The 21,647-nt window shown below is 61.1% G+C and carries 25 protein-coding genes and 1 riboswitch; of the genes, 10 read left to right on the plus strand and 15 right to left on the minus strand.

Going from position 1 to position 21,647, the window contains the following annotated elements; translation table 11 throughout:
- Positions 1-92 precede the first annotated feature (92 nt).
- From M1L53_RS30635 to M1L53_RS30650, 4 genes are all read right to left on the minus strand, one after another.
- Entirely contained in the window at positions 93-407 is a 315-nt protein-coding gene (locus tag M1L53_RS30635; protein ID WP_007734680.1) for a DUF202 domain-containing protein, read from the minus strand.
- On the minus strand, positions 404-733 hold the full coding sequence (locus M1L53_RS30640) for a YidH family protein (RefSeq protein WP_100245478.1): 330 nt from the start codon (positions 731-733) through the stop codon (positions 404-406). Before M1L53_RS30640 ends, M1L53_RS30635 begins: the two co-directional genes overlap by 4 nt.
- Before the next feature lie 101 nt (positions 734-834).
- Positions 835-2,019, minus strand: coding sequence for an acyl-CoA dehydrogenase family protein (locus tag M1L53_RS30645; RefSeq protein ID WP_054187950.1), 1,185 nt, complete (start codon positions 2,017-2,019; stop codon positions 835-837).
- A gap of 12 nt (positions 2,020-2,031) precedes the next feature.
- Entirely contained in the window at positions 2,032-3,588 is a 1,557-nt protein-coding gene (locus M1L53_RS30650) for a long-chain fatty acid--CoA ligase (protein WP_054188028.1), read from the minus strand.
- 115 nt (positions 3,589-3,703) lie between these two features.
- Here M1L53_RS30650 and M1L53_RS30655 point away from each other — a divergent pair, with 115 nt between their 5' ends.
- A complete protein-coding gene (locus tag M1L53_RS30655; RefSeq protein ID WP_007734687.1) occupies positions 3,704-4,312 on the plus strand; it encodes a TetR/AcrR family transcriptional regulator in 609 nt (202 codons plus the stop codon).
- Here M1L53_RS30655 and M1L53_RS30660 read toward each other — a convergent pair.
- From M1L53_RS30660 to M1L53_RS30670, 3 genes are all read right to left on the minus strand, one after another.
- The gene (locus M1L53_RS30660; RefSeq protein ID WP_054187949.1) at positions 4,270-5,472 is read right to left on the minus strand and encodes a CaiB/BaiF CoA-transferase family protein; all 1,203 of its coding nucleotides are present in this window, start codon (positions 5,470-5,472) and stop codon (positions 4,270-4,272) included. The genes M1L53_RS30655 and M1L53_RS30660 overlap by 43 nt on opposite strands.
- A gap of 138 nt (positions 5,473-5,610) precedes the next feature.
- On the minus strand, positions 5,611-6,471 hold the full coding sequence (locus M1L53_RS30665; protein ID WP_054187948.1) for a hypothetical protein: 861 nt from the start codon (positions 6,469-6,471) through the stop codon (positions 5,611-5,613).
- Positions 6,472-6,483: 12 nt separating this feature from the next.
- Positions 6,484-7,461, minus strand: a complete 978-nt coding sequence (locus tag M1L53_RS30670; RefSeq protein ID WP_054188027.1) for an HAD family phosphatase — start codon at positions 7,459-7,461, stop codon at positions 6,484-6,486.
- 177 nt (positions 7,462-7,638) lie between these two features.
- Between M1L53_RS30670 and M1L53_RS30675 the strand changes: the two genes are divergently transcribed.
- Positions 7,639-9,999 (plus strand): arylsulfatase, encoded by a 2,361-nt coding sequence (locus M1L53_RS30675; protein ID WP_261949426.1) that lies wholly within the window; start codon positions 7,639-7,641, stop codon positions 9,997-9,999.
- A gap of 15 nt (positions 10,000-10,014) precedes the next feature.
- Here the strand turns inward: M1L53_RS30675 and M1L53_RS30680 are convergent, their stop codons facing one another.
- The 5 genes from M1L53_RS30680 to M1L53_RS30700 form a co-directional block, all read right to left on the minus strand.
- Entirely contained in the window at positions 10,015-10,788 is a 774-nt protein-coding gene (locus M1L53_RS30680; protein WP_054187946.1) for an ABC transporter ATP-binding protein, read from the minus strand.
- A complete protein-coding gene (locus M1L53_RS30685; RefSeq protein ID WP_054187945.1) occupies positions 10,785-11,825 on the minus strand; it encodes an iron ABC transporter permease in 1,041 nt (346 codons plus the stop codon). Before M1L53_RS30685 ends, M1L53_RS30680 begins: the two co-directional genes overlap by 4 nt.
- The gene (locus M1L53_RS30690; protein WP_054187944.1) at positions 11,822-12,574 is read right to left on the minus strand and encodes a trans-aconitate 2-methyltransferase; all 753 of its coding nucleotides are present in this window, start codon (positions 12,572-12,574) and stop codon (positions 11,822-11,824) included. Before M1L53_RS30690 ends, M1L53_RS30685 begins: the two co-directional genes overlap by 4 nt.
- Positions 12,575-13,588 carry an ABC transporter substrate-binding protein gene (locus M1L53_RS30695; protein WP_054187943.1) on the minus strand — a complete coding sequence of 338 codons (1,014 nt, stop codon included), beginning with the start codon at positions 13,586-13,588 and terminating at the stop codon, positions 12,575-12,577.
- A 57-nt stretch (positions 13,589-13,645) separates the two neighbouring features.
- A riboswitch (cobalamin riboswitch) is annotated at positions 13,646-13,827 on the minus strand.
- A gap of 41 nt (positions 13,828-13,868) precedes the next feature.
- Positions 13,869-14,726 (minus strand): siderophore-interacting protein, encoded by an 858-nt coding sequence (locus M1L53_RS30700; protein WP_003945614.1) that lies wholly within the window; start codon positions 14,724-14,726, stop codon positions 13,869-13,871.
- A gap of 156 nt (positions 14,727-14,882) precedes the next feature.
- On the opposite strand from M1L53_RS30700, the gene M1L53_RS30705 reads away from it, so the two are divergent.
- The gene (locus M1L53_RS30705) at positions 14,883-15,041 is read left to right on the plus strand and encodes a hypothetical protein (RefSeq protein WP_155419158.1); all 159 of its coding nucleotides are present in this window, start codon (positions 14,883-14,885) and stop codon (positions 15,039-15,041) included.
- Between the two features lie 166 nt (positions 15,042-15,207).
- Positions 15,208-15,999 (plus strand): SDR family NAD(P)-dependent oxidoreductase, encoded by a 792-nt coding sequence (locus tag M1L53_RS30710; protein ID WP_054187942.1) that lies wholly within the window; start codon positions 15,208-15,210, stop codon positions 15,997-15,999.
- Between the two features lie 50 nt (positions 16,000-16,049).
- On the opposite strand, the gene M1L53_RS30715 is transcribed toward M1L53_RS30710, so the two are convergent.
- Positions 16,050-17,405 (minus strand): DUF1254 domain-containing protein, encoded by a 1,356-nt coding sequence (locus tag M1L53_RS30715; RefSeq protein ID WP_054187941.1) that lies wholly within the window; start codon positions 17,403-17,405, stop codon positions 16,050-16,052.
- A gap of 101 nt (positions 17,406-17,506) precedes the next feature.
- Here M1L53_RS30715 and M1L53_RS30720 point away from each other — a divergent pair, with 101 nt between their 5' ends.
- From M1L53_RS30720 to M1L53_RS30735, 4 genes are all read left to right on the plus strand, one after another.
- Positions 17,507-17,908, plus strand: a complete 402-nt coding sequence (locus M1L53_RS30720) for a nuclear transport factor 2 family protein (protein ID WP_054187940.1) — start codon at positions 17,507-17,509, stop codon at positions 17,906-17,908.
- Between the two features lie 164 nt (positions 17,909-18,072).
- Positions 18,073-18,228 (plus strand): DUF6131 family protein, encoded by a 156-nt coding sequence (locus M1L53_RS30725; protein WP_003945564.1) that lies wholly within the window; start codon positions 18,073-18,075, stop codon positions 18,226-18,228.
- A 135-nt stretch (positions 18,229-18,363) separates the two neighbouring features.
- Positions 18,364-18,840: a hypothetical protein gene (locus tag M1L53_RS30730; protein WP_003945539.1), complete on the plus strand. Its 477-nt coding sequence runs from the start codon at positions 18,364-18,366 to the stop codon at positions 18,838-18,840.
- Positions 18,841-18,904: 64 nt separating this feature from the next.
- Positions 18,905-20,062 (plus strand): AI-2E family transporter, encoded by a 1,158-nt coding sequence (locus M1L53_RS30735; protein ID WP_054187939.1) that lies wholly within the window; start codon positions 18,905-18,907, stop codon positions 20,060-20,062.
- A 7-nt stretch (positions 20,063-20,069) separates the two neighbouring features.
- Here the strand turns inward: M1L53_RS30735 and M1L53_RS30740 are convergent, their stop codons facing one another.
- The gene (locus M1L53_RS30740) at positions 20,070-20,285 is read right to left on the minus strand and encodes a hypothetical protein (RefSeq protein WP_003945874.1); all 216 of its coding nucleotides are present in this window, start codon (positions 20,283-20,285) and stop codon (positions 20,070-20,072) included.
- A 187-nt stretch (positions 20,286-20,472) separates the two neighbouring features.
- Between M1L53_RS30740 and M1L53_RS30745 the strand changes: the two genes are divergently transcribed.
- Positions 20,473-20,742, plus strand: coding sequence for a DUF4235 domain-containing protein (locus M1L53_RS30745; RefSeq protein ID WP_003945929.1), 270 nt, complete (start codon positions 20,473-20,475; stop codon positions 20,740-20,742).
- Between the two features lie 22 nt (positions 20,743-20,764).
- Here M1L53_RS30745 and M1L53_RS30750 read toward each other — a convergent pair whose 3' ends face one another.
- Positions 20,765-21,172, minus strand: coding sequence for a RidA family protein (locus M1L53_RS30750; RefSeq protein ID WP_019747226.1), 408 nt, complete (start codon positions 21,170-21,172; stop codon positions 20,765-20,767).
- A gap of 111 nt (positions 21,173-21,283) precedes the next feature.
- On the opposite strand from M1L53_RS30750, the gene M1L53_RS30755 reads away from it, so the two are divergent.
- Positions 21,284-21,499 (plus strand): BldC family transcriptional regulator, encoded by a 216-nt coding sequence (locus M1L53_RS30755; RefSeq protein ID WP_003945782.1) that lies wholly within the window; start codon positions 21,284-21,286, stop codon positions 21,497-21,499.
- The last annotated feature ends 148 nt before the right edge of the window (positions 21,500-21,647 follow it).

Here is a 21,647-nt window from a genome sequence, read left to right on the forward strand (position 1 = left end):
TGGGCAGCGCTCGGCGGTCGACTGTGCACTGAGTCACAGTGAGCATTAATGGAGACAATATACATAAATAGACAGACTGTCTATCTCTTTGTTCAAAGTTGGATGACAGTGCAGGTGCCGAGTCCCGCAACCGTGACGCCTACGGCCAAAGTCGCCATGACAATGAACGGTATTTCTCGAGAATCCTTGTCGTCCAGACTGAGTCGACGATGACGGATTGTCGTGCCCACGATGACTCCGGCAGTCGTAATGATGAGCGTGGCGAACACTGCGATTCGTAGAACGGACGGATGCAAAGCGATTTCGCGACCGGTGATCACTGACACAGTCACAGAGGAGAGGGCAGTTCGTCGCCAGGCGAGCACGGTTCGCTCGGGTTGCAGTCCGGGCGGCTCGTTTTTCGTCACAACACGGTCATCCCTACGCCGAGACCCGCAACGACACACACCCCGCCGACGAGAAGCGCGATCATCGGTGACGTGGGTAAGGGAAGATCACGCCTCATCGCGGTTTGGACGGCCTTCCAGTGTCTGAGCGCGCCGAGCGCTACAGCCGACGCCACGACGGTGCACACGACTCCGAGCATTTTGTACATATTGTCGTCGTTTTCGGATACGTAGAACTGACCGACTGCGACGCCGCCTGCCAACAACCCCAACGCAGTTCGTATCCAAGCCAGAAATGTTCGTTCGTTCGCAAGACTGAATCTGTAGTCCGGTTCGTGATCGATCACGGTGATTGCCTCTGAAAAGTCGAGTGCCCGCCAGGCCGTCACGTCGAGCGTATGACGACCTGGCGGGCGCGAAATTGGATACGACTGTCTTTGAATGATCTTCAGGTGGTGAGTAATTGACGCGCGATTCCGTTCTTCTGAATCTCGGAGGAGCCGGTGAGGATTCGGAACATCCTCAACCGCTGGAACAGTGATTCGACCTCCGAACCACGGATGACCCCGGCTTTTCCGTGAATCTGAACTGCGTGGTCGGCGATGGTGAAGGCCTTCTCGGCAACGAACAGCTTGCACATGAATGCTTCGGTACGCGGACTCCCACCGGCATCGAGTGTGGCGAGTGCGTCGTAGGTCATCGAGCGCGCAGCGTAGTAGTCGGTCGCCATGTCGGCGAGTTTGTGTTGGATGGACTGCAACATCGCAAGAGAAGCGCCCTGCACCTGGCGAGTCTTGCTGTACTCCAACGACAATTCCAGTGCTCGGCGGGCTCCGCCGAGGACGGTGGGGCAGTGCAACAACCGGTTGACTGTGACTCGACCGAGTCCGATTCTCAAGCCTTCGCCCACATTTCCGAGAAGCTGTTCCGGCCCCACGTAGCAGCCGTCGAGGATGATGTCCGCTTCGATGTGCTGACCGGACATCGGGACGTCACCGTCCGCCACTGTGCAGCCAGGAGAATCCAAGTCGACCAGGAAGGCCGAGTACGAATCCGGTCCGTCGCCGTCGGATGCCATCTTTGCGATCAGTACCGAAAAGTCGGCGAAGGGGCCCGCGGACGAGAACACCTTGTGGCCGTTGAGGCGCCATCCGGCACCGTCCGGGGTAGCTGTGGTGAGCATGCCGCGAACATCGGAACCTGCGTCGTTCTCGGTGAGAGAAAAGCAGCACGCCTTCTCTCCTCGCAGCACCGGAATCAAGTACTTTTCCAACTGATGCTCGGTGGCGTATTGAAAGATCGATCCCGCGCGGAGTGGGCCACCCATGTCTCCGAGCACGGACGTCGCGAGGACCCGCGGCGATGCACCGACCTCTTCTTTGAGTGCGGCGAGTTCGGTAAAGGTGAGGTTCTGGCCGCCGAGTTCAGTGGGGAGGTGTATTCCGTAGAAGCCGAGTTCGCGGCTGCGTCTCCACACTGGCTCAAGCGTCTCACGGATGTAGTGGGATTCTTGAGTGAGACCCAATTCGGCTTCGTACTCGGCTAGTTCGCCGTCGAGATAGTCGCGTAGACGCTCGACGAGCGATTGAAGTCTTGGATTGTCTTCGTAGGTAGGGGTGAGAGCGAATGACATGTCTATTTCCTGTCAGTTGACGTGACGGTCAGCGGTGGTCCAGTAGGTCGCGCGAATCGCGCGGCGATCGATCTTGCCGTTTCGGTTGACAGGCAACGAATCTGCGAAGTCGACCGAACGTGGCTTCTTCATGCTTGCCAGACGCGTCGAGCAGTGCGCGATCAATTCCATTGCGGTGGTGTCAGTTCCATCTCTGGTCACGACAACAGCCTTGACTGCTTCGCCCCACTTCGGATCGGGAACTCCCACTACGCAGACTTCGGAAACGGCGGGATGTTCGTACAAAGCGGCCTCCACCTCGCTGCAGTAGATGTTGAATCCGCCCGAGATGATCATGTCCTTCTTGCGGTCGACGATGAACAGGTAGCCGTCTTCGCGGAAATAGCCGACATCACCCGTGTGGACCCAGCCGTTCCTGAACGTCTCAGCCGACAGCTCGGGTTCGTGGAAGTATTCGCGGACACAGTCCGGACCACTGGCTACGATCTCGCCGATCGTGCCGGCCGGGACCTGTACGCCGTTGTCGTCGACCACGCGAACATCGGTGTCGTATGCCGGCCGGCCGCACGAGAGAAGAAGCTCAGGGTCGGATTCGATACCGCGCACCACGTCTTCAGCGGTCAAGACAGTGACGACGCTGGTCGTTTCGCCGAGCCCGTATCCCTGAATGACGATGGGACCGAACACCTTTACCGCGTCGCGCAACCGTTGTGGAGAAACCGGCGCTGCGCCTACGCCGATGCAGCGCAGCGAGCTCAGGTCGACGTCGGTAACCGACGGATGGTCCATCAGCAAGTTGAGCATCGTCGGGACCACCATGGTGGTGGTGATCCGCTCACGTTCGATGGTCTGCAGGAACGTCCTCGTGTCCCATGCCGGCAGGATCACCACTGCGGCGCCCCTGGCGAACATTCCGAGCATCACCATGCCGGAAGCGTGTGTGATCGGGCCGGGGGCGAGGTAGCGATCACCAACAGTCGGCGCGCCTTCGGGGCTCATCAGTCGCTTGCGCATGTTCGCCAAGCGGTTGCCGTGACTCTGGACCGCAGCCTTGAGCTTGCCGGTGGACCCGGATGTGTAGTTGAGGACAGCCGGGGCGTCAATGTCGACGTCCACCTCGACGTTGTCTTCGCTGCCCCTTGCCGTCAGTTCGTGATAACTGTCCGCGTCGGGAGTCGAAGTGCTGTAGTCGATCACCCTGCAGTTCAGCCCTGCGTCGGCGACGACCTTCAGCGCCATGCCGGCGTGTGCGGCGTCGACGAAGAGGACACGCACATCGGCGTCGGCGAGGATATGCCCGAGTTCGTCGGCGCCCAGTCGTGCGTTGATCGGCACCCTGACGAATCCTCCCTTGTACAAGGCCATTTCGGTCACTACGAGTTCCCCGCAGTTTCCGGCAAAGGTTCCGATCATGTGTCCGGGCCGTGTCCCGATCACTGCGAGAGCCGACGCGAGACGGTTTGCGGCCGTATCGAGCTCGCTGTAGGTCCACCGGCCTTCGCCGCAGACAAGGGCTTCGAGATCGGGGTAGTAGCTGGCGCTTCGGGCGAGATAAGTACCGAGGTTCATGGACATCTCCAGAGAAAATCGACATCACGAATGTTAATGGACAGTCTGTCTATATTCGATCGTCCTGTCAACGTTGAACTATGCTTCGTACAACAGTGCGAAGGAAGGGAACCCAATGCCTCCAGAAGACAGACGTGTCCGGCGTACCCGACGATTGCTGCGGGATGCCTTGGTCTCGCTCGTTCTGGAACGGGGATATGCCGGGATCACCGTCGAAGACATCACGGACCGTGCAGATTTGGGTCGGGCGACGTTCTACAGTCACTACACCGACAAAGACGATTTGCTCGGTCAAGTCGTGTCCGATCTGGCCGATGACCTGCAAGAGCGGCTCGGTCCACTCATTCCCGCCTCTTCGATCGGATTCACCGGCAAGCCTGTGCTCGAGATGTTCAGGCATGCCGCTGAGGAACGTGACGTCTACCGTGTGATCCTGCGTGGTGAGGGGGATGGCAAGGCGCTGCGAAAGTTCGTCGAAGACCGCAGCGTCGCCGCTGTGCGGATATTTTCCGCGCGGGCAGAAGCGCTCGGGGTTACTCCGCGAATCGACATCGAAGTACTCTCGCGGGCATGGGTGGGGGAACAGATCGCGGTCATGCAGTGGTGGCTCGAGTCCGACCCGCCACCGCTGACGCCGGAAGAAGTCACCGAGATGCTGCTCGAACTTTCGTTGCGGGGACGCTACTGGTCTTCGGGTTTCGACGGCGAATTGAAATCCGAATAGCCGCTGTCACGTCTCGCCGTTGCCGCGGCGGCTTCGTCGAGAACCGACTCGGTGTGCTCGCCCACGTACGGAGTCGGAAGTCGAAAACTGTTCAGTCCCAAGCTGAATTGCGCCGGGAATCTCATCTGGGGCCAGCTTTCTCCGTTTTCGGTCGCGACCTCGCTGAACAGGTTTCGAGCGATGACATGGGGATCGCTCATCAGTTGTCCGGCGTCGGTGAACACCGGCGCCCACGGCGCATTGATCGCAGTCAACGATTTTTCCCACCACTCGTATGTGTGCGTACCGAAGGTGGTGACCAGGAGTTCCCGCAACTCTGCCTTGTGCTGTGTTCGGGTCCATCGATCGTCGTAGCGCAGTGTGTTCAGTGCCGGAAACTCAGCGCTGAATGCTGTTCGGAACTCGATCCAGAACTTGTCTTCGAAAGTGGCAAGTGAAAGCAAGCAACCGTCGGACGTCTCGAAAATGTCGTTGTCTCCCTGGACGGTCGGTGAATCGGTAGGGTTCTCGATATCGCGGATCATGAGCGCGAAAGGCGCGCACCAGGCGGTTGCAGCCTCGGCGAGGGAAATGTCTATGTGTTGTCCGCGTCCGTGCTTGTCCACGCTGGCGAGAGCAACCGAGATGGACAGTGCTGCGTACATCGAACCCACCAGATCACCGGCCCGGATACCAGGGCGGGTGACGACTCCGTCGGTGCACCCGGGAACTGCGAAAAAGCCGGAAAGGCCGAGGAAGTTCAATTCGTGCCCCGGCTTGTCGGCATAGGGTCCGGACTGCCCGTAACCGGTGATCGAACATAATACGATGCGTGGGTTGGCTTTTCGAAGTACGTCGTAGCCGAGTCCCATGCCTGCCAGTACCTGTGGCCGGAACCCCTCGACCACTGCATCTGCAGTCTCGACTAGTCGAAGGAACGTCTCGCGATCGGATTCGAGACGGAGATCGAGCGCGATCGATCGCTTGTTCCTGTTCAACGAAGCCATCCGTTCACCAGCTGCCCGCGTGGGATCAGGTCGCTTCGGGTTCTCGACCTTGACCACGTCGGCGCCCAGATCTGCGAGCAGCGTCGTCGCAAACGGGCCGGGCAGAAGGCGAGAGAGGTCGAGAACGCGCTTGCCGTGTAAGAAACTCCATTCCGACGTGTTGTCGCTGTCCATGTTCACACTCCGAAGACTGTCGAGGCAGAAGCCGATAACGCCAAACCCTCATCGGCACGGCATTGTTCGTAACTGCTGGATCCCAGGATGATCAACCTGATCGATAATTGGCAGACTATCGATTAATGAACAGGATGTCTACGAATTGATTGCGGCGAGGTTTTGTTCTGCTTTGTCGACGCGACGCTCAGCAACACGGAGTTCCTTCTCGGATTCTCGAACCGCAGCGTCACTGGTCTTCTCGGCGTTCCGTGCGAACTGCCGTTGCTGCTCAGCGTGCTCGAGTTCGGTGCGCAGTTCTTCAACGCGCCGTTCGACGTCGGAGAGCGTCGTTCTGGCTTCCTGGAGTTCGGCGGTCTCGGACTTCACCCGGCGGCGGATCTCGTCGGCCTGCGCCGTGGCTTCCTTCAATTCTGCTTTTGCTCTGGCTTGTTCGGCCTTCAGTTCCGGAGTTTTCGACTTCGGAGTCGTCGGCTCTTCAATCGCGGCGTGCTGCGGTGATTTCTCATTCACCACGGCGAGCCCGGCGGGTCCGAAACCGCTGTAACTCGCAGCGGTCACGACCCGTCCGAGTCGAACCTGCGCGGCAGTCTCCTCATCGGCCAGGGCGGCATTGAGAGTCTGCGCGACATCGCGCAACGAATCCTCGCCGACGCTTTTTCCCCGTGAAGCGGCGATCTCACCGGATTTGTGGGCGAGACTCCGCACCACCTGCTGCCTCTGTGTCGTCAGCCGTCGCAAGTCCGGGCCCGAGAGATGGCGTTGAGCGTCGCGTAGCGATTCGCCAAGCGCGAGAAGTGCATCCAGATCCTCTGGTGCATCGCGCGAGATGAGATTGACCAACCACCCCACGGTGGTCGGCTTCCGAAGTTTTCCGATCTCTGCGGCCAGTGTGCGGTCGTTGTCGTCCCGGGCAGCCTTCACATGCTTTGTACGCGCCTCTACGAACTCGCCGGGGTCGAGGCCGTAGAGTTCGTCGGCGACATCATCGAGGGTCACGTATCAATACTGTCATTCGGCGAATCGTTCGAAGACTGTCTTCCAGTCGTTCTTGATGCTCACCACCGTCCACCCGTTTGCGCGCGAGATGTCGAGTGCGTGCTCGGCCCCGTCCACGTAGTCGAACTCGCGTTCCGGATCGTCATGGAGCACCAGAAGGCGAAGTGCCAGAACGTTCGGGTGTTCGGCGAACTTCAACATAGGTAGGTCACCGTTGCTGTTTCCGGCCGCGATGACAGGTCGTCGGCCGATTCGGTTCCAGATCTGTACGGGCTTGGCCGGCCCGTCGTCGACGACATCGGTTTGGGGCTGACGGAGAATTGTGCCGCTGTGCCCGTCGTCCTTCCACGTCAAGGCCACGCCGCTGCCGATGACGCGATCTCGGGGGATGCCGTAGACCTCCTGGCTGATCGGACGCATGAAGTCACGTCCGCCTCCAGAGACTATGTAGTTCGAGAATCCCTTGGCTGCAAGGTAATCGAGCAACTCCACCATGGGTGCATAGCTGCAGTGCAGATACTCGCGACCGAGAGTGGGGTGCGAAGCAGTGCGCAGGTAGGTATCGGCGTGGGTTTCGAATTCGTCGACCGTGACTTCGGCGAATGCCGCCAGGACACCGGCCGCGAGCACCTTCAGTGCGCTGTCGTCGCCGCGATAGTGCTTCGAGATCACTTCGTTCAACCAGGCGTAGTCCTTTTCGAACGCAGCCTGCCACGGTTGACGGTTGCGAAGAGACGGATCCTGGTTGGTCATCTCGACGAGGCGGCGCAGGATGAAGTCGAGTTGGATCGGCATCGGCTTCTCACACCACAGGGTTCCGTCGTTGTCGAAGACTGCGATCCGGTCTTCCGGTGCGATTTCGTCCGGACTTCCCTCAGTCGTCGCGCGTTCGACGAATCGCCTGATGGCTTGTTTCGACGTGCCGTCCTGCCAGCTCGGAAGCGGGTCAGGGTTATCGGAGGTGGAGGCTTCAACGAATTGACTGCTCATGTGGTCCCTGGCTTCCAGTGAGGCGATGACAGACCCGGCACTTTCATACTCGGACTTCCTGCCGAAGATGGCATCGCCCATTTCGGGCGACAGCGGTTCGGTGACCACAATCGGGGTATGCGATTCACCATGCGGCCGTAGAGGCTGGAAATCAGATGACCTACAAGGAGCCAGATCATGGCCAACGCATTCAAAGGCGTCGTCAACCTCGATATTCGCGATTCGATTCCCGACTGCAGCCCGTACGAGCAGCCGAAGGCCGCCGCCGGCACACCGAATATTCTTTACATCGTTCTCGACGACGTCGGATACGGCGCCTTGGGTTGTTACGGGGGACCGATCGAGACGCCCAACATCGACCGCATCGCGGGCAACGGATTGCGGTACGGGCAGTGGCACACCACAGCGCTGTGCTCCCCGACGCGATCGTGTCTGCTCACCGGGCGAAACCACACGACCAACGGCATGGCCTGCATCAGCGAGTGCGCGGTCGGTTTTCCCGGCGGAAACGGTCACATCCCTCCCGAATGTGCCACGCTCGCCGAGGTTCTGGTCGAGCAGGGATTCAGCACCGCGATGGTCGGCAAGTGGCACCTGTGCGCAGAAGACGAGATGAATCTTGCTTCCACGAAACGGAATTGGCCGGTCGGCCGCGGATTCGAGCGGTTCTACGGCTTTCTCGGCGCCGAGACCAATCAGTGGTATCCCGATCTCGTCCACGACAACCACCCCGTCGAACAGCCGTCGACGCCCGAAGAGGGGTATCACTTCAGCGTCGATATCACCGACAGAGCGCTCGAATACATCGGCGACGTGAAGTCGATAGCTCCGGACCGGCCTGTATTTCTCTACTACGCACCCGGGTGCGCACACGCTCCGCATCACGCGCCCCGCGAATGGGCCGATCGCTACGCAGGCAGGTTCGACGCAGGGTACGAAGCCATGCGGGACGAGATTCTGGCCAGACAGAAGGAAATGGGACTTGTCCCGAAAGACACGACCCTGCCCTCACTCAACCCGATAGGCACTCCTGAGACCCGCACCGGGCCCGACGGCGAACCGTTCCCGCCGCTGGATTTCACCCGCCCCTGGGACACCCTCTCCGCTGACGAGCAGCGACTGTTCTCACGGATGGCGGAGGTGTACGCGGGCTTCCTCTCGCACTGTGACGATCAGATCGGACGCCTGCTCGGATACCTCGAAGAAATCGAGCAGCTCGACAACACGATCATCGTGGTGGTCTCCGACAACGGTGCCAGCGGTGAGGGCGGACCCGACGGATCTGTCAACGAGAACAAGATTGCGAACGGCGTACCCGACGACCTAGCCGAGAACCTGGCGAAGCTGGACGAGTTGGGCAGCACCGAGACGTACAACCACTATCCCAACGGGTGGGCGATGGCGTTCAACACGCCCTTCAAGATGTGGAAGCGTTACTCGTTCAACGGTGGAACCTGCGACCCATGCATCATCTCGTGGCCGGAGGGCATCGATGCCCGTGGCGAGATTCGAGATCAGTACCATCACGCCATCGACGTCGTCCCGACTCTGCTCGACTGCGTCGGCGTCGACTTGCCTGACACGGTGAAGGGGTACACCCAGCACCCGATTCAAGGCGTGAGCATGCGGTACAGCTTCGATGCCGGCAACATCCCCACCGCCAAGCACACCCAGTTCTATTCGATGCTCGGAGGACGAGGAATTTGGCATGACGGCTGGAAGGCCGTCACCACGCACCCGACTCTGAGCGGGTGGGGCCATTTCTCGGAAGACACCTGGGAGCTCTACCACACAGAGTTGGACCGAGCCGAGCTCCGGAACCTTGCGGATGAAGAACCCGGCAGGCTGGCAGAGCTGGTGGGGTTGTGGTTCCACGAGGCCGGTGCCAATCAAGCTCTGCCACTGGACGATCGGTCCGGTGTCGAACTTCTCACCACGCCTCGCCCTCAGTTGGCCCCGCCGCGAAACCGGTATGTCTACCGCCCGGGCGGAGCCGAGGTGCCGGAGGCCGTCGCCGTCAACCTTCGTAATCGTTCATTCTCGATCGGGGCAGTTGTCGATTTGGCCGAGCCAGGTGCGACCGGTGTGCTTTTCTCGCATGGCGGCAGGTTCGGTGGTCATTCGCTGTACGTCAAGGACAACCGCCTGCATTACGTGTACAACTTCCTCGGCAGTGAACAGCAGAAGATCGATGCCACCGAAGACCTTCCGATCGGCGAAAATATAATCTTGGCAGCAACTTTCGAGAAGGAAGGCGAGGATCCGCCGGGCACTGCGCACGGGGTGCTCGGCCTCTACTACGGCGATCGGAAAGTCGGTGAGGGCAGAATCCGCACTCAGCCAGGCAAGTTCAGCATCGGTGGCGGCGAAGGGCTCAACGCAGGCCGTGACAGCGGGGAGCCCGTAACCGACGACTACCCGGGCACGTCGCCATGGGCGTTCACGGGTAGAACGCTCAACCGGGTGGCCATCGACGTCAGTGGTGAACCTTACGTCGACCTCGAACGCGAAGCAGTGGCGATGCTCTCGCGTGAATGACAGTTCCGAGTGCGTCTAATCTGTGCCGGGCGGAAGGTATCTCACGGTAGGTACTCCGCCGGGACCGTCCAAGCGGACCTCGGCGTCGACCTGGTAGACCTCGGCTATCAGGTCGGCGGTGAGGACCTCGGTCGGGCTTCCGTGGGCAACGATGGATCCACGGTTCAGCATCACTATCGAATCGCAGAACATGGCGGCCAGATTCAGATCGTGCAATGCCATGATCGTGGTGGTGGGGAGGCGTCGCACGAGCGCGAGCAGTTCGAGTTGATGATTGATGTCCAGGTGATTGGTCGGCTCGTCGAGTAGCAACTCGTGGGGTTCCTGAGCGAGGGCGCGCGCGATCTGGACGCGTTGGCGCTCCCCGCCGGACAGGGTGTGCCACGACCGGTCCAGCATGCCGGCGAGGTCGGTGTGTTCGATCGCTGCCCGGACGGCGTCGCGATCGGAATCCGATTGCCCACCCCACAGTCCGCGGTGAGGTGTGCGTCCGAGTTCGACTACCTCCGCGACCGTCAGATCGATCTCGGTGTTGCTGTGCTGATCAACGGTCGCGATCCGACGCGCGATGTCGCGGCGTTTCCATTCGGACAACGGGGTTCGGTCCAGGGTCACGACACCGGATGTCGGACGATTGTGCCCGGCAAGCAGTTTCAGCAGCGTCGATTTCCCCGAACCGTTGGGGCCGAGAAGCCCCACCGTACTTCCGGTTGTAGGCGAGACGTCGAGGTCGTCGACTATGAGCGCCCCGCCGACCCGCCAACTGACGCCGGTAGCTTCGAGTGTCATGGCCTGGCCTTCCGTCTCCAGAGGATGACGGCAAACGCAGGCACACCGACCAGCGCGGTCACCACACCGGCCGGGAGTTCCTGCGGCGCAATGGCTGTGCGTGCCACAGCGTCGACCCAGACAAGGAAGATGGAGCCGATCAGTGCGGACGCGGGCAGGAGTCGGCGGTGGTTCGAACCGACGAGAGCCCGCGCCGCGTGCGGGAGGACCAGGCCCACGAAGCCGATGGCACCTGCGACGCTCACGATCACCGCGGTCATCAAGGCTGTTGCCAACAACAGGGTCACACGCACCCGCCACACGTTCACCCCCAGCGACGACGCCGCGTCCTCGCCGAAGGCAAAGGCGTCGAGTGCGCGGGAGTGAGTCAGACAGACCACGAGGCCGACTGCGACCACCGCAGCGCAGAGTGCGACGTCGAGCCAGTCGGCGCCGCCGAGTGAGCCCAGGAGCCAGAACATCACGCCGCGGGTCTGCTCGGGATCGGCCGAGGTGATGACGATGAACGAGGTGAGCGCGGAGAACAGTTGGGTCGCGGCGACACCGGCCAGGATCACCCGGTCCGGCGTGCCGCCGGCCGCATGGGCGAGCAGCAGCACAAGGGCGAAGGAGATCACCGCGCCGATGAAGGCGCCGCTCGACAGGCCGATCACTCCCGACCCGACTCCGAGGATCACGATCAGTACGGCACCGGTCGAGGCGCCGGACGAGATACCGAGGACAAACGGATCGGCCAGCGGATTGCGAAGCAGCGACTGCATGATCGCACCGCACAACCCGAGACCGGCACCGCAGAGCGCGGCGAGCAGGGTACGCGGCAGACGGAGGTCCCAGACGATGCCGTCACGGATAGGGGTGACGTCCGCCGCGGTACCGCGGAGATGGCCGACGACGATCGAAGCCACCTCACCGACCGACAGACCGGCCGGCCCCAACGTGATCGCCACGGCAGCCGATCCGGCCAGCGTGACAACACCGATCATCCACAGCAGGGTGACGGTCGTCGGGTTGTCACGCAGCCGAACTCTTGTCGTCATCTCACGCCGTAGACCACGTAGTCGTCGAACAGTTGCCAGACCGTCCCCGACTCCCGAAAACCTGCTTGCGCGAGCGCCGCCAACTGGAAGTCGACGGCCGTGGGCGCAGTGGCGTCACGTCCGGCGAATCTGCGCTCACGCTCGTCGGTCAGTGCCCCGATGCCGTGAGTGGCCCGCAACTCGTCCCACCAGCTCTCCCACTCGGGAGCGCCCGCAGCAAAGGCGGAGCGTTGCGTCTGCTCGTCGTGAGCCTTCGCCCATCGCCCTATGGCGGGGGATCGGCCGTCGAAACGAAAGTGATCACCATTGAGCAGAACGCCGGCCGGGCTCAGCAGTTCGCGGCACTGCCGATACACCTCGACGAGCTGCTGCGGTTGCAACCAGTGCAGCGCGGTTGTCGACACTATCGCCTGAACCGGCGCAGCCACCGAATTCGGCCAATCGGCTCCCGCCAGGTCTGCGTCGATCAGCTGCAGTCGGTCACCGAAACGCGTCGACGACTGGCGGGCGAGCTCCAGCAGCATCGGGTCGTAGTCGATCCCCACAACGCTCGCATGCTCGAACTTCTCGAGAATTCGGGCGCTCAGTGAACCCGGCCCGCAGGCCAGGTCGACAACCGTGAACGGGGTGTGCGCGTGCTGCAATTCGAGAACGTCGAGAATCACGTCGAAGCGCTTCTCACGGTCGGCGATGTATGCCGCCTGCTGGTCGTCCCACCGACGCACCAGTTCACAGATCTCCGCGGACATCTAGACCACACCCAACTGGCGCAGCCCGTCGGAGAGCTGTTCGATGCCAACGACATTGCGGATCGAGGGATCCATCGTCGTTCCTTCGAGGATGATGTAACGCTTGTTCTTCACTGCGGTGAGCTTGCTGGCGACCGGGTCCGATTCGAGGAACGCGATCTTGTCTGCGGCACTGTCGCCGTCTCCACCGCGGTCGAGATCTGCGAGCACCAGCACGGTCGGGTCTCGATCGAGCACACTCTCCCAACCGATTTCGGGCCAATACTGCTTGTTGTCGTCGAAGGCGTTCTTCGCACCCACCGCGTCGGTCATGATTCCCGGTGCACCGCAGCACCCGGCGAAGTACGGAGTCTTCGTGGCTGCGTACCACCACGCCAGCGTCACGTTCTCAGCTCCCAGTGCCGCCGTGGCGGTGGCCGCGCGATCCTTCAAACTCTCGGTGAGCTCGACACCTTTGTCCTTGGCATCGAACAGTGTTGCCACGTCGTCGATTTCGTCGTACAAGTCGTCGAGCGTGAGGGCCTTGCTCTGCTCGGCATCCTGACCGGTGCACTCGCTGGGTGACTGATATGTCGCGACACCGAGGTCGGTGAACTTGATCCGGTCGGCGATGCCCTCCGAGGTGAACGTGTAGTTGAACGTCGTGTAGACCATGTCCGGTTCGCGTTCGAGGACACTTTCGAATGACGGGAACTCGGTGTCGAACGCCTGGACCTGACCACGCGCCTCGCGCAGTTCTGGGAGGACATCGTCATCGCTCATGGCGTACCCGGCCATCCGGTCCTGCACTCCCAGCGCGAACAGCATCTCTGCTGCAGGTTGATTTACCGCGATTGCCCGTTCGATCGGTCGCTCCACCGTGACGTCTCGGCCACAGTTCTGGACTGTCACGCGCGATTGTTCGGAAGAGTTGGATTGTCGGGCAGCACTGTCGTCGGAGGAGCAGGCAACCAACGACGCGCTCAACAGGGCAGCGACGGCGGCGGCGGGTAGGCGAAGTCTGGACAGACGCATGGAATCTCGTTCTCGCAGGGGCTCGTTCGCGGAGCCCGTTACCGTGTGAACAGGCGCCTGTTGACCCCTGCTGCCAGCCGGTATTCGGACTCGAGATCGCCCCACCCGAGCGCCTTCCCAGATTCTCATCCAGTGGCGTAAGCCCGGGCGGTCACCCTCACCGCTGCGCGTCAGTTCCGGATTCACACCGGATTCCCTGACCCCCTGTGTGGAGGTCCGCTGGCACAGAGGAACTTATCACCGCAGTGCACCGCCGGTCAGGTCGGCTGGTGTGAGGCAATCAGATCTCGATGGCCAGGTCGTCGATGTCGGTGAGGGTTCCGCCGTCGGCGAGGATGCGCTCGTAGTTCTCGCGTCGACGGAGGTCGATTTCGGTGTTGCTGACGCCCTCCTTCCAATATCCGAATATCGCGACGTCGTTTTTGTCGAGTCCGACGGTCGATCGAAAGTGCTTCCGGATTGCGCGCATCTCGTTGCGTTCACCGGCGCCCCACACGACGTAGCTCGCGGGATTGGCGAGCTCGCGTGCTCGTACCGCCAGTGGGCCGTCGGGCTCGGCCGGATCTGCGCTCACGCGGTGAAGCTCCAGGCCGGGGAGGGCGGGCAGTTCGGCGAAGGCGACCTCGTCATCTGTTGTGACCCAGCCGATTCCGACGACGTCGGTAGGTAACTGCTCGATGATCGAGTGCAATGCGGGTATTGCGGTGCCGTCCAGAAAAAGTGCGATACGTCGACCAGGAACATCAGGGATCAAGAAGTGTGGCCGCGGACCGGTGAGGCCGAAGGTGTCACCGACGGCCAACGCTGCTGCCCACCTCATCATCGGACTGGTCTGTCCGTGCAGGACCACATCGACGACGATCGATCCGCTCGCTGAATCGTAGGAACGCACCGTGTACACGCGCGAAGCGTCGTCGAAGGCCGGCCCGAGATTCATGCGTACGGTCACATTCGGGCGTGACCAGGTCGGATCGTCGGTCGACTCCGTCAAACGAGCCGTGATCCGCAGCAGGTGATCGCTCGGTCGCTCCATCGCTTCGACGATCGCGAGAACGTCGTTGAGTCCGCGATTGTGGTCAGCGGTCCGTAGGACGGTCGTCGGGGGAGTTGTTGTGCGCGAGGCGTCTGCATGTGTCATCGACTGTGCTCCTGGATCGGGTTTTCGGGATGCCGCCAGGTTAGTGCTGCCTAAGTCGAGCGAGTTGTCCAGAAGTGACATCTGATTACCTGAATGATTCGGGTCTCGAAACGACGCGGTTGAGCGAGTGGTGCCGGCGCTGCTACCGTGCCTGTGATGTCCATACGCCGCTGTTCTCTCGCTTCCGGCCGTGCACTGCGCACGGCCCGATTCGGCGTAGCGACTTTCCGACGTGGGCGTAAGGCGATCGACCGCCGCCCGTCCGGTCTTGTCTGGATCGAAAGAGCCTTGGCCGCACCGGCCGGATCCGTCTGACATTCGCCACTTCGGCGAGCATTGCCTCGCCGAGATTTCGCAGTGCCACACCTGTTGCAGTGCTGCGCATTTCCCGTACCTGAAGTTTCTCGCGGGTGAGTTGTGAGTGTCGGCGCCACCGAGCCTGGAATGCCAGCCAACTCGTTTTCGTGAAAGGTACACAGCAATGAATCGTTTCGAAGGTCGTCGTATTCTCGTCACCGGCGCAGGATCTGGAATCGGGCAGGCCACCGCGCTGCGGTTGCTCGCCGAAGGTGGCCGCGTGGTCGCTGCAGACATCTCCGAGCAGGGTTTGGCGAACACCCGGAAATCGGCAGAACATGCTTCGACGGAGGATCGCCTCGACACCGTCGTCGTCGATATCGGTGACGAGAGTTCCGTCATCAAGGTTGTGGGTCAGGCGATTTCGACTCTCGGGGGATTGGACGTACTGGTCAACGCCGCCGGGATACTGCGTGGTGGGCACACCCACGAGACCTCGCTGGACCTGTGGAATCAGGTGCTCTCCGTGAATTTGACGGGCACTTTCCTCGTCACCCGCCAGGCACTGCCGGCTCTCCTCGCCACCGCCAACGCAGTCGTGGTGAATTTCAGTTCCACCTCCGCGGCCTTCGCGCACCCGTACATGGCCGCGTACGCCGCAAGTAAGGGAGGAATCCAGTCCTTCACTCACGCACTGGCTCTCGAATACGGCAAGCAGGGTCTGCGTGCCGTCGCGGTGGCTCCAGGCAGTGTGAAGAGCGGGATCACCGACACTACGGCGTCGTACTTGCCGGAAGACACCGACTGGTCGCTCTTCGGCAAGTTGTCACCGATTCTGAGCACTGATCTGGAGTCCGGTGGTGCCCCCATGGCCGGGCCGGAAAGTGTTGCGGGAGTTATCGCGATGTTGGCATCCGACGATGGTGCCTTCATCACGGGCACGGAGATCCGTGTCGACGGCGGCACACACGCCTGATTCTGAGTCCGTCTGACGGCCCGCACAGGCAGGCCGTCAGACGCGAGCCGTCATTCTTGCGAGCGAGTGATGGCGGGGACGACGTAGGACTGATCGAGCACGGCGGGCGAAGGTTCGTACATTCTCAGTACCGGTCGGAAATCCCCGCGCGGTGCGGGCAGCCAGTTTGCCTTCGCCGTGGGATCTTTCGGCTCCTCGTGGCTGATCGTGATCGTCAACGCACCGTCGGCGTCGTGGACGATTCCTGGAGTGCGGTCGCCGATCGAGTATCGGTCGACGGGGTTCGCCACGAGGAAGAAGTCCGGCACCGAGTACATCGTCAGCGACCAGAAGGCGCTCACCGGCGGAGTGGGGTCGAGTCTTATTGTGTAGGTCTGGTTTCCGTTCAACTGCTCGCCCTGATCGTCGACGTAGGTCATGATGTACGCCGCTTCGTAAGGGTGGTTGCCCCACAGCCCGCCCTTGGCAGCCGCGGCGCGTTCGACGATGCGCAACTTGGGATCGGCGATCTTGAATTGTGGATCGTCGATTGTGCCGACCTCGAAGTAGTCGAGGTTGTAGTCGAAGGCGTGGAATGTGAGCTTCCATCCGTTGACTTCGGGGCTGGAGCCTTTCGTGAGGGCCTCGAGCAGGTTCTTCTCACCGATCGTCAATCCGTCAGCCAACGCGGCTGCCTCGTCGGCAGAGAGTGAAGCGGCAGAGTGTGAGCTATAGGGAGAGGCCCCGGGCTCGTCGATTCCGATCGGGGAGAAGGAATCCTGGAGTTCTCGATCGCGTGGGGCCGGCGGAAACGCCTGTGACCAGATGCGGAGTTTCTCGAGGAACAGGAGGTCCTGGCTTACCCCGGGTTCGGGCACTGGGAGACCCGCCGAGTTTCCGGTGGAGTCGACGACGGTCAGTGTGGTGGCGTCCTGCAAGGCGTGCACCGCAGGGAGGTCGTCGTCGCCACCGCATGCCCACCGGCCCACGATCGACGCAATGTTCGTGGGAAATCTGATCACCGTGGTCTGGTCCGCCGGGGTTCCCGTCCAGGTGGGTGGGACGAGAAGGAAGTCTCCGCTCTTCGTGCCGGTGGCCCGATGCCCGACGTAAGCGAAATTGTTTGTCCAGGCGTCCACGAACTGGAGGACGTAGTAACGGCCATCGGTATCGGGGACGTGCAGCGCAACGGGGCCGACAGAGAGATCGATCTGCGCCATGGAATACACGGTGTCGTTGTTGATCGTGACGAAAGTGTCTGCCGGCCCGGCCAGTGTGCGGGCGTGGCTGAAGGTGTTGAAAGGTGCGGCGGGGTTCGCTCCGACACCGTTGTGAACATACCGATGGACCTGGTCGAGATTGAAAACGAGGGGAAATCCGTAGATATACGCCTGAGCTGCAAGCTCGGTGCGACTGGTGTCTGTCATCTCTGCCCTCTCGTCGTGCACGTCGGTTCGAAGTCCACCCTGCGGGAACCCTGCCGTCGGGGCATCACCCGCCGAGGGTGACGACGGTAGAGGGAGAAGACATGTCGGATCAGGAGAGTGCGGCATTGGTCGCTGTCGCAGACGAGTGGAACGTCGCGATGTGCTCGAACGACGCCGAACGGATCGGCGATTTCATGGCAGACGACTGGGTGATCGTCTCGGAATCCGGAGTGTCGACCAAAGCGGAGTTCCTGGGCTTCGTGGCCTCGGGCGACCTGACTCATTCGGCGATGGACCGCGTCGGGAGCGCTCGCGTGCGTTTCTTCGGTGACGTCGCACTGTTCACCACGCTGATCGTCAATACCGCGCACTACGGCGGCAGACAATACGACGCCGACGAGTGGACCACCGACGTGTTCGCGCGGCGAGACGGTCGTTGGCGCTGCGTGTTGAGCCACATCACGCCGGCGGTCGAGGCGAAGATCGAGGACGTGGAACTGTGAGGTAGAGATAAGAGAAAGGCTGATGTTTTAACGGAGGCGCTATTGGGTAGTAATACGAGTTTCGCATTTATGAATGTATTTATCGGATTTATCGATTGTGAAGTTTCTGTAGTAGCGTCAGTTGAGTAGATCATTTTGATACGCATACCGGATGAGGTTCTCACATGATTGTTCTCGGCATTATTCTGGCGTTGATCGGCTTTTTCACGGGGTTGAGCATTCTGACCACCGTCGGCATCATCTTGGTCGTCGTAGGTGCAGTTTTGTCCATCCTCGGTGCTACCGGGCGCGCAGTGGGCGGACGAAAAGTCTGGTATTGATCAATACTGCGCGAGTAGTTGAGAAGGCGGTACCCGATCTCTTCGGAGATCGGGTACCGCTTTTTGTGCTCCAACTGGTTTTCGGTCTCTCTACCCCAAATTATCGATCTGAGCGGCATCGGGTAAACATGAAGGATGCTTTCTCGAGACCATGACGAAGAGAAATCTGCCGAGCGATTCAGATTCCCTCGCAGATGGAATCAGGTTGACGAATCGCGCCGCGGTTTGGTGTTGGCGTGGGTGGCCTTCACGTTGACGTTCGGCGGAGCACGTCTGGTGACGTGGTTGATCCAGATCGACACCAGGGACGTCGGCGACATCAGCGCCGGTGGCACTCATCTGCATCACTATTTATGGGGAATTCTGCTGTTGGCCGGGGTGGCGATCTTCGGACTCGTAGACCGAAGCCCTCGCGCAAGAACATGGATGGGCATCGCGTTGGGCATCGCACTCGGGCTCATCGTCGACGAGGCTGCGTTACTGATCACTCTCGACGACGTCTACTGGCAGAGCGACGGTTGGCCCAGCATCGCCATCGCTGTGTCGATCATCGGAGTGGTAGGAACCGGTCTCGCGCTGACCCGAAGCGGAGCGGAGAAGCCTCGAGGTTGATCCGGCCACGGCACGGGTACTCACTCCCGTGCCGGGAAGTCGCGCGGATCGTGAGGTGGCTTGAATGGATCCCAGTTCCGCGGACACCTCACCGGATTCCGACAGTGAAGTCAAAGCGGCAGATCCGATGGCGGAAGCCGAACGTGAAGCCGCAGCATTGGCGACTCCCGTCCGGCCGCTGGGCGAACCGGGGCCGAGGTTCGATCGTCGTTCACCGTTCTTCATCGGTCTGAGCGCGGCGGCCGGTGTTGCCGTGACGTACGCGGTGATCGAAGTGCTCCTGGCGGCGCGAGGCATGCTGATCCTGATCGTGGTCGCGCTGTTTCTCGCGGTGGGCATCGAACCGATGATCGTCTGGCTGGAGCGGAGACATTTCCGACGCTGGATCGCAGTCACCGTGGTACTCCTCGGAATTGCAGTGATGTTGGCGCTGTTTCTGGTTGCTGCGATCACCCCGCTGGTCGAGCAGGGACGTCAGTTCGCATCACACGCTCCCGAACTTCTGACACACATTCGTGACCGGTATCCGATCGTCAGCGACCTCGACGAGAAGTATCACCTCGAGGAGCACCTCACCACCCAACTGGACGGTTCGGGGTCTGCGCTCGCGACGGGTTTGCTCGGAGCGGGGCGGGCGGTGTTCAGCGCAGTCGCCGACGCTGGAATCGTTGCGGTACTGACGACGTACTTCTTGATCGACTACCCACGAATCCGCACGAATCTGTATCGGCTGGTGCCACATTCGCGGCGGCCACGAGCAATCGCCATCGGTGATCAGATACTGGCAGGTGTGGGTGGGTACGTCCTCGGCAATGTTCTGATCTCCGTGATCACCGCAGTGTGCACCTTCGCGTGGTTGTTGATCTTCGACGTGCCGTATCCGTTGATCCTGCCCGCGTTGGTCGCTCTGCTCGATCTGATTCCGATAGTCGGTTCCACGATCGCAGGGGTTGTCGTCGCCCTGGTCTCCCTGACAGTCTCTGTCCCAACGGCATTGGCGACAGTTGCGTTCTTCATTGCGTTACGTCTGCTCGAGGACTACCTGCTCGTTCCGAAGATCATCGGGAAGACGGTAGCGGTCCCGGCACTGGTGACCGTTGTCGCGGTTCTGTTGGGTGGAGCGTTGCTCGGTATTGTCGGTGCGTTGCTGGCGATTCCGGTCGCTGCGGCCTTGCTGCTGCTTGCAAGGGAGACGCTCTTTCCGCGCCTCGACGCTTCTTGACCGCCTTCTATCGGACGCTTCGCGCGCGACGCCGAGAACCAGGATTCGGCTTGGGGCACATCCGAGTCGGGATGGTTTCTCCCTCGGCGGTGATACGGAATACCGAGACTTTCTCGCTACAACCGTGATTCAGATCGACCGCGTATGCGATTGCGGCGCGATCCGAGACGAAATCTTCCATCACCGTTGTACCGTCCGGTAGTTCGATTCTGTAGTTTTCCATGACTTACACAACCTTCTTTCGCTAAGACGATCCTACCCGGCTCGAGAAGTGGCAAACCCGTGGAACACAACGTGCGACAGTCGTCTTCGTGCCTTGCCGGAGCAATGTTTCGACACCTCGCCTGCTGGGTAGTGAGAGTCGGTCAGCCGCTCAGGCGGTACGTATCGAACCACGGAGGATCCGCGCAATGAGCGCAGTATCGAAAGCGATGTACAAGCCACTCTCACTGGCGACCAGCGTCCTGGGCGGCATCTTGGCCGGCGCTGTCTTCCAGCAGGTGTGGAAGCGCATCGGTGACGACAAGAATGCGCCCGAGCCCAAAGACTTGAGCAGGTCGAGCAAGGAAGTCCTGATCGCCGCAGCCCTGCAGGGAGCCATCTTCGCTGTTGTGCGAGCCGCAGTGGATCGTGCGGGGGCAAAGGGCTACCGGGCCCTTGCTCACGAAGATCCTCGGTAGGAACGCCCGGTTCGGTTCGAGTTCAGTCGACGACGGCCGCGATTGCCTCGATCTCGACCAGTTGATCGTCGTAACCGAGAACGGTCACACCCATCAGAGTGCTCGGGGCGTCGTGATCACCGAACGCGTCGCGGACTACCTCCCACGCCGCAACGAGGTCGGCTTGATTGCTCGACGCCACCAGGACGCGGGTGTTGATCACGTCGGTGATGGACGCGCCCGCGTCCGAGAGAGCTGTTCTCAGGTTGTCGACGGCCTTGGCTGCCTGTCCTGCGTAGTCACCGATGGCGGCAGTAGAGCCGTCCTCGTTCAACGGGCAGGATCCGGCCAGGAAGATCAGTCGGGCCTCGGCGGGAGCCGTTGCTGCATAGGCATATTCAGCCACCGAAGAGAGTGACGTGGAACGGATCAGAGTTACCGACTTCGACATTATTTCCCCAAGGAATAGTAAAGTTTTGCAGCGAGTCTTTCACAGCACGCCAGGGGTTGCCAATTCATCGTCGGACCCATCCCTTCAGTCGGCAGCTACGAATGACTGTCAATGAGCCGAGAAGAAGAGCACACAGCACCTGTCGACGAGTGGCTGACGACCAAACAGGTTGCAGCACTGTTCCACGTCGACAGGACCACGGTGTCCAGATGGGCGAGGGAGGGCAAAGTCGGCACTCTGAGAACGCTTGGCGGGCATCGGAGGTACCGGCGATCGGAGATCGAGACGTTGCTGCGTAACCGCTCGACGACGCTCGATCACCAATAACCTCCGGCACGAAACAGACAGGTCGCCGAGCATGATGAGGGCTCGGCGACCTGTCTGGTCAGCAGGAAGTAATCAGGCCTTGGGGACGCGGATGATGAGTGCGTCGCCTTGTCCGCCGCCGCCGCAGAGTGCGGCTGCGCCGATGCCG

The sequence above is a fragment of the Rhodococcus sp. T9N genome (assembly GCF_024436645.1).
GTDB classification, from domain to species: domain Bacteria; phylum Actinomycetota; class Actinomycetes; order Mycobacteriales; family Mycobacteriaceae; genus Rhodococcus_F; species Rhodococcus_F qingshengii.

Bases quoted from the DNA above. Each gene is read 5' to 3' on its own strand.
- M1L53_RS30645 (WP_054187950.1), bottom strand. From the start codon at position 2,019: ATGTCATTCGCTCTCACCCCTACCTACGAAGACAATCCAAGACTTCAA.
- M1L53_RS30650 (WP_054188028.1), bottom strand. From the start codon at position 3,588: ATGAACCTCGGTACTTATCTCGCCCGAAGCGCCAGCTACTACCCCGAT.
- M1L53_RS30655 (WP_007734687.1), top strand. From the start codon at position 3,704: ATGCCTCCAGAAGACAGACGTGTCCGGCGTACCCGACGATTGCTGCGG.
- M1L53_RS30660 (WP_054187949.1), bottom strand. From the start codon at position 5,472: ATGGACAGCGACAACACGTCGGAATGGAGTTTCTTACACGGCAAGCGC.
- M1L53_RS30670 (WP_054188027.1), bottom strand. From the start codon at position 7,461: ATGAGCAGTCAATTCGTTGAAGCCTCCACCTCCGATAACCCTGACCCG.
- M1L53_RS30675 (WP_261949426.1), top strand. From the start codon at position 7,639: ATGGCCAACGCATTCAAAGGCGTCGTCAACCTCGATATTCGCGATTCG.
- M1L53_RS30680 (WP_054187946.1), bottom strand. From the start codon at position 10,788: ATGACACTCGAAGCTACCGGCGTCAGTTGGCGGGTCGGCGGGGCGCTC.
- M1L53_RS30685 (WP_054187945.1), bottom strand. From the start codon at position 11,825: ATGACGACAAGAGTTCGGCTGCGTGACAACCCGACGACCGTCACCCTG.
- M1L53_RS30690 (WP_054187944.1), bottom strand. From the start codon at position 12,574: ATGTCCGCGGAGATCTGTGAACTGGTGCGTCGGTGGGACGACCAGCAG.
- M1L53_RS30695 (WP_054187943.1), bottom strand. From the start codon at position 13,588: ATGCGTCTGTCCAGACTTCGCCTACCCGCCGCCGCCGTCGCTGCCCTG.
- M1L53_RS30700 (WP_003945614.1), bottom strand. From the start codon at position 14,726: ATGACACATGCAGACGCCTCGCGCACAACAACTCCCCCGACGACCGTC.
- M1L53_RS30705 (WP_155419158.1), top strand. From the start codon at position 14,883: ATGTCCATACGCCGCTGTTCTCTCGCTTCCGGCCGTGCACTGCGCACG.
- M1L53_RS30710 (WP_054187942.1), top strand. From the start codon at position 15,208: ATGAATCGTTTCGAAGGTCGTCGTATTCTCGTCACCGGCGCAGGATCT.
- M1L53_RS30715 (WP_054187941.1), bottom strand. From the start codon at position 17,405: ATGACAGACACCAGTCGCACCGAGCTTGCAGCTCAGGCGTATATCTAC.
- M1L53_RS30720 (WP_054187940.1), top strand. From the start codon at position 17,507: ATGTCGGATCAGGAGAGTGCGGCATTGGTCGCTGTCGCAGACGAGTGG.
- M1L53_RS30725 (WP_003945564.1), top strand. From the start codon at position 18,073: ATGATTGTTCTCGGCATTATTCTGGCGTTGATCGGCTTTTTCACGGGG.
- M1L53_RS30730 (WP_003945539.1), top strand. From the start codon at position 18,364: ATGCTTTCTCGAGACCATGACGAAGAGAAATCTGCCGAGCGATTCAGA.
- M1L53_RS30735 (WP_054187939.1), top strand. From the start codon at position 18,905: ATGGATCCCAGTTCCGCGGACACCTCACCGGATTCCGACAGTGAAGTC.
- M1L53_RS30740 (WP_003945874.1), bottom strand. From the start codon at position 20,285: ATGGAAAACTACAGAATCGAACTACCGGACGGTACAACGGTGATGGAA.
- M1L53_RS30745 (WP_003945929.1), top strand. From the start codon at position 20,473: ATGAGCGCAGTATCGAAAGCGATGTACAAGCCACTCTCACTGGCGACC.
- M1L53_RS30750 (WP_019747226.1), bottom strand. From the start codon at position 21,172: ATGTCGAAGTCGGTAACTCTGATCCGTTCCACGTCACTCTCTTCGGTG.
- M1L53_RS30755 (WP_003945782.1), top strand. From the start codon at position 21,284: ATGAGCCGAGAAGAAGAGCACACAGCACCTGTCGACGAGTGGCTGACG.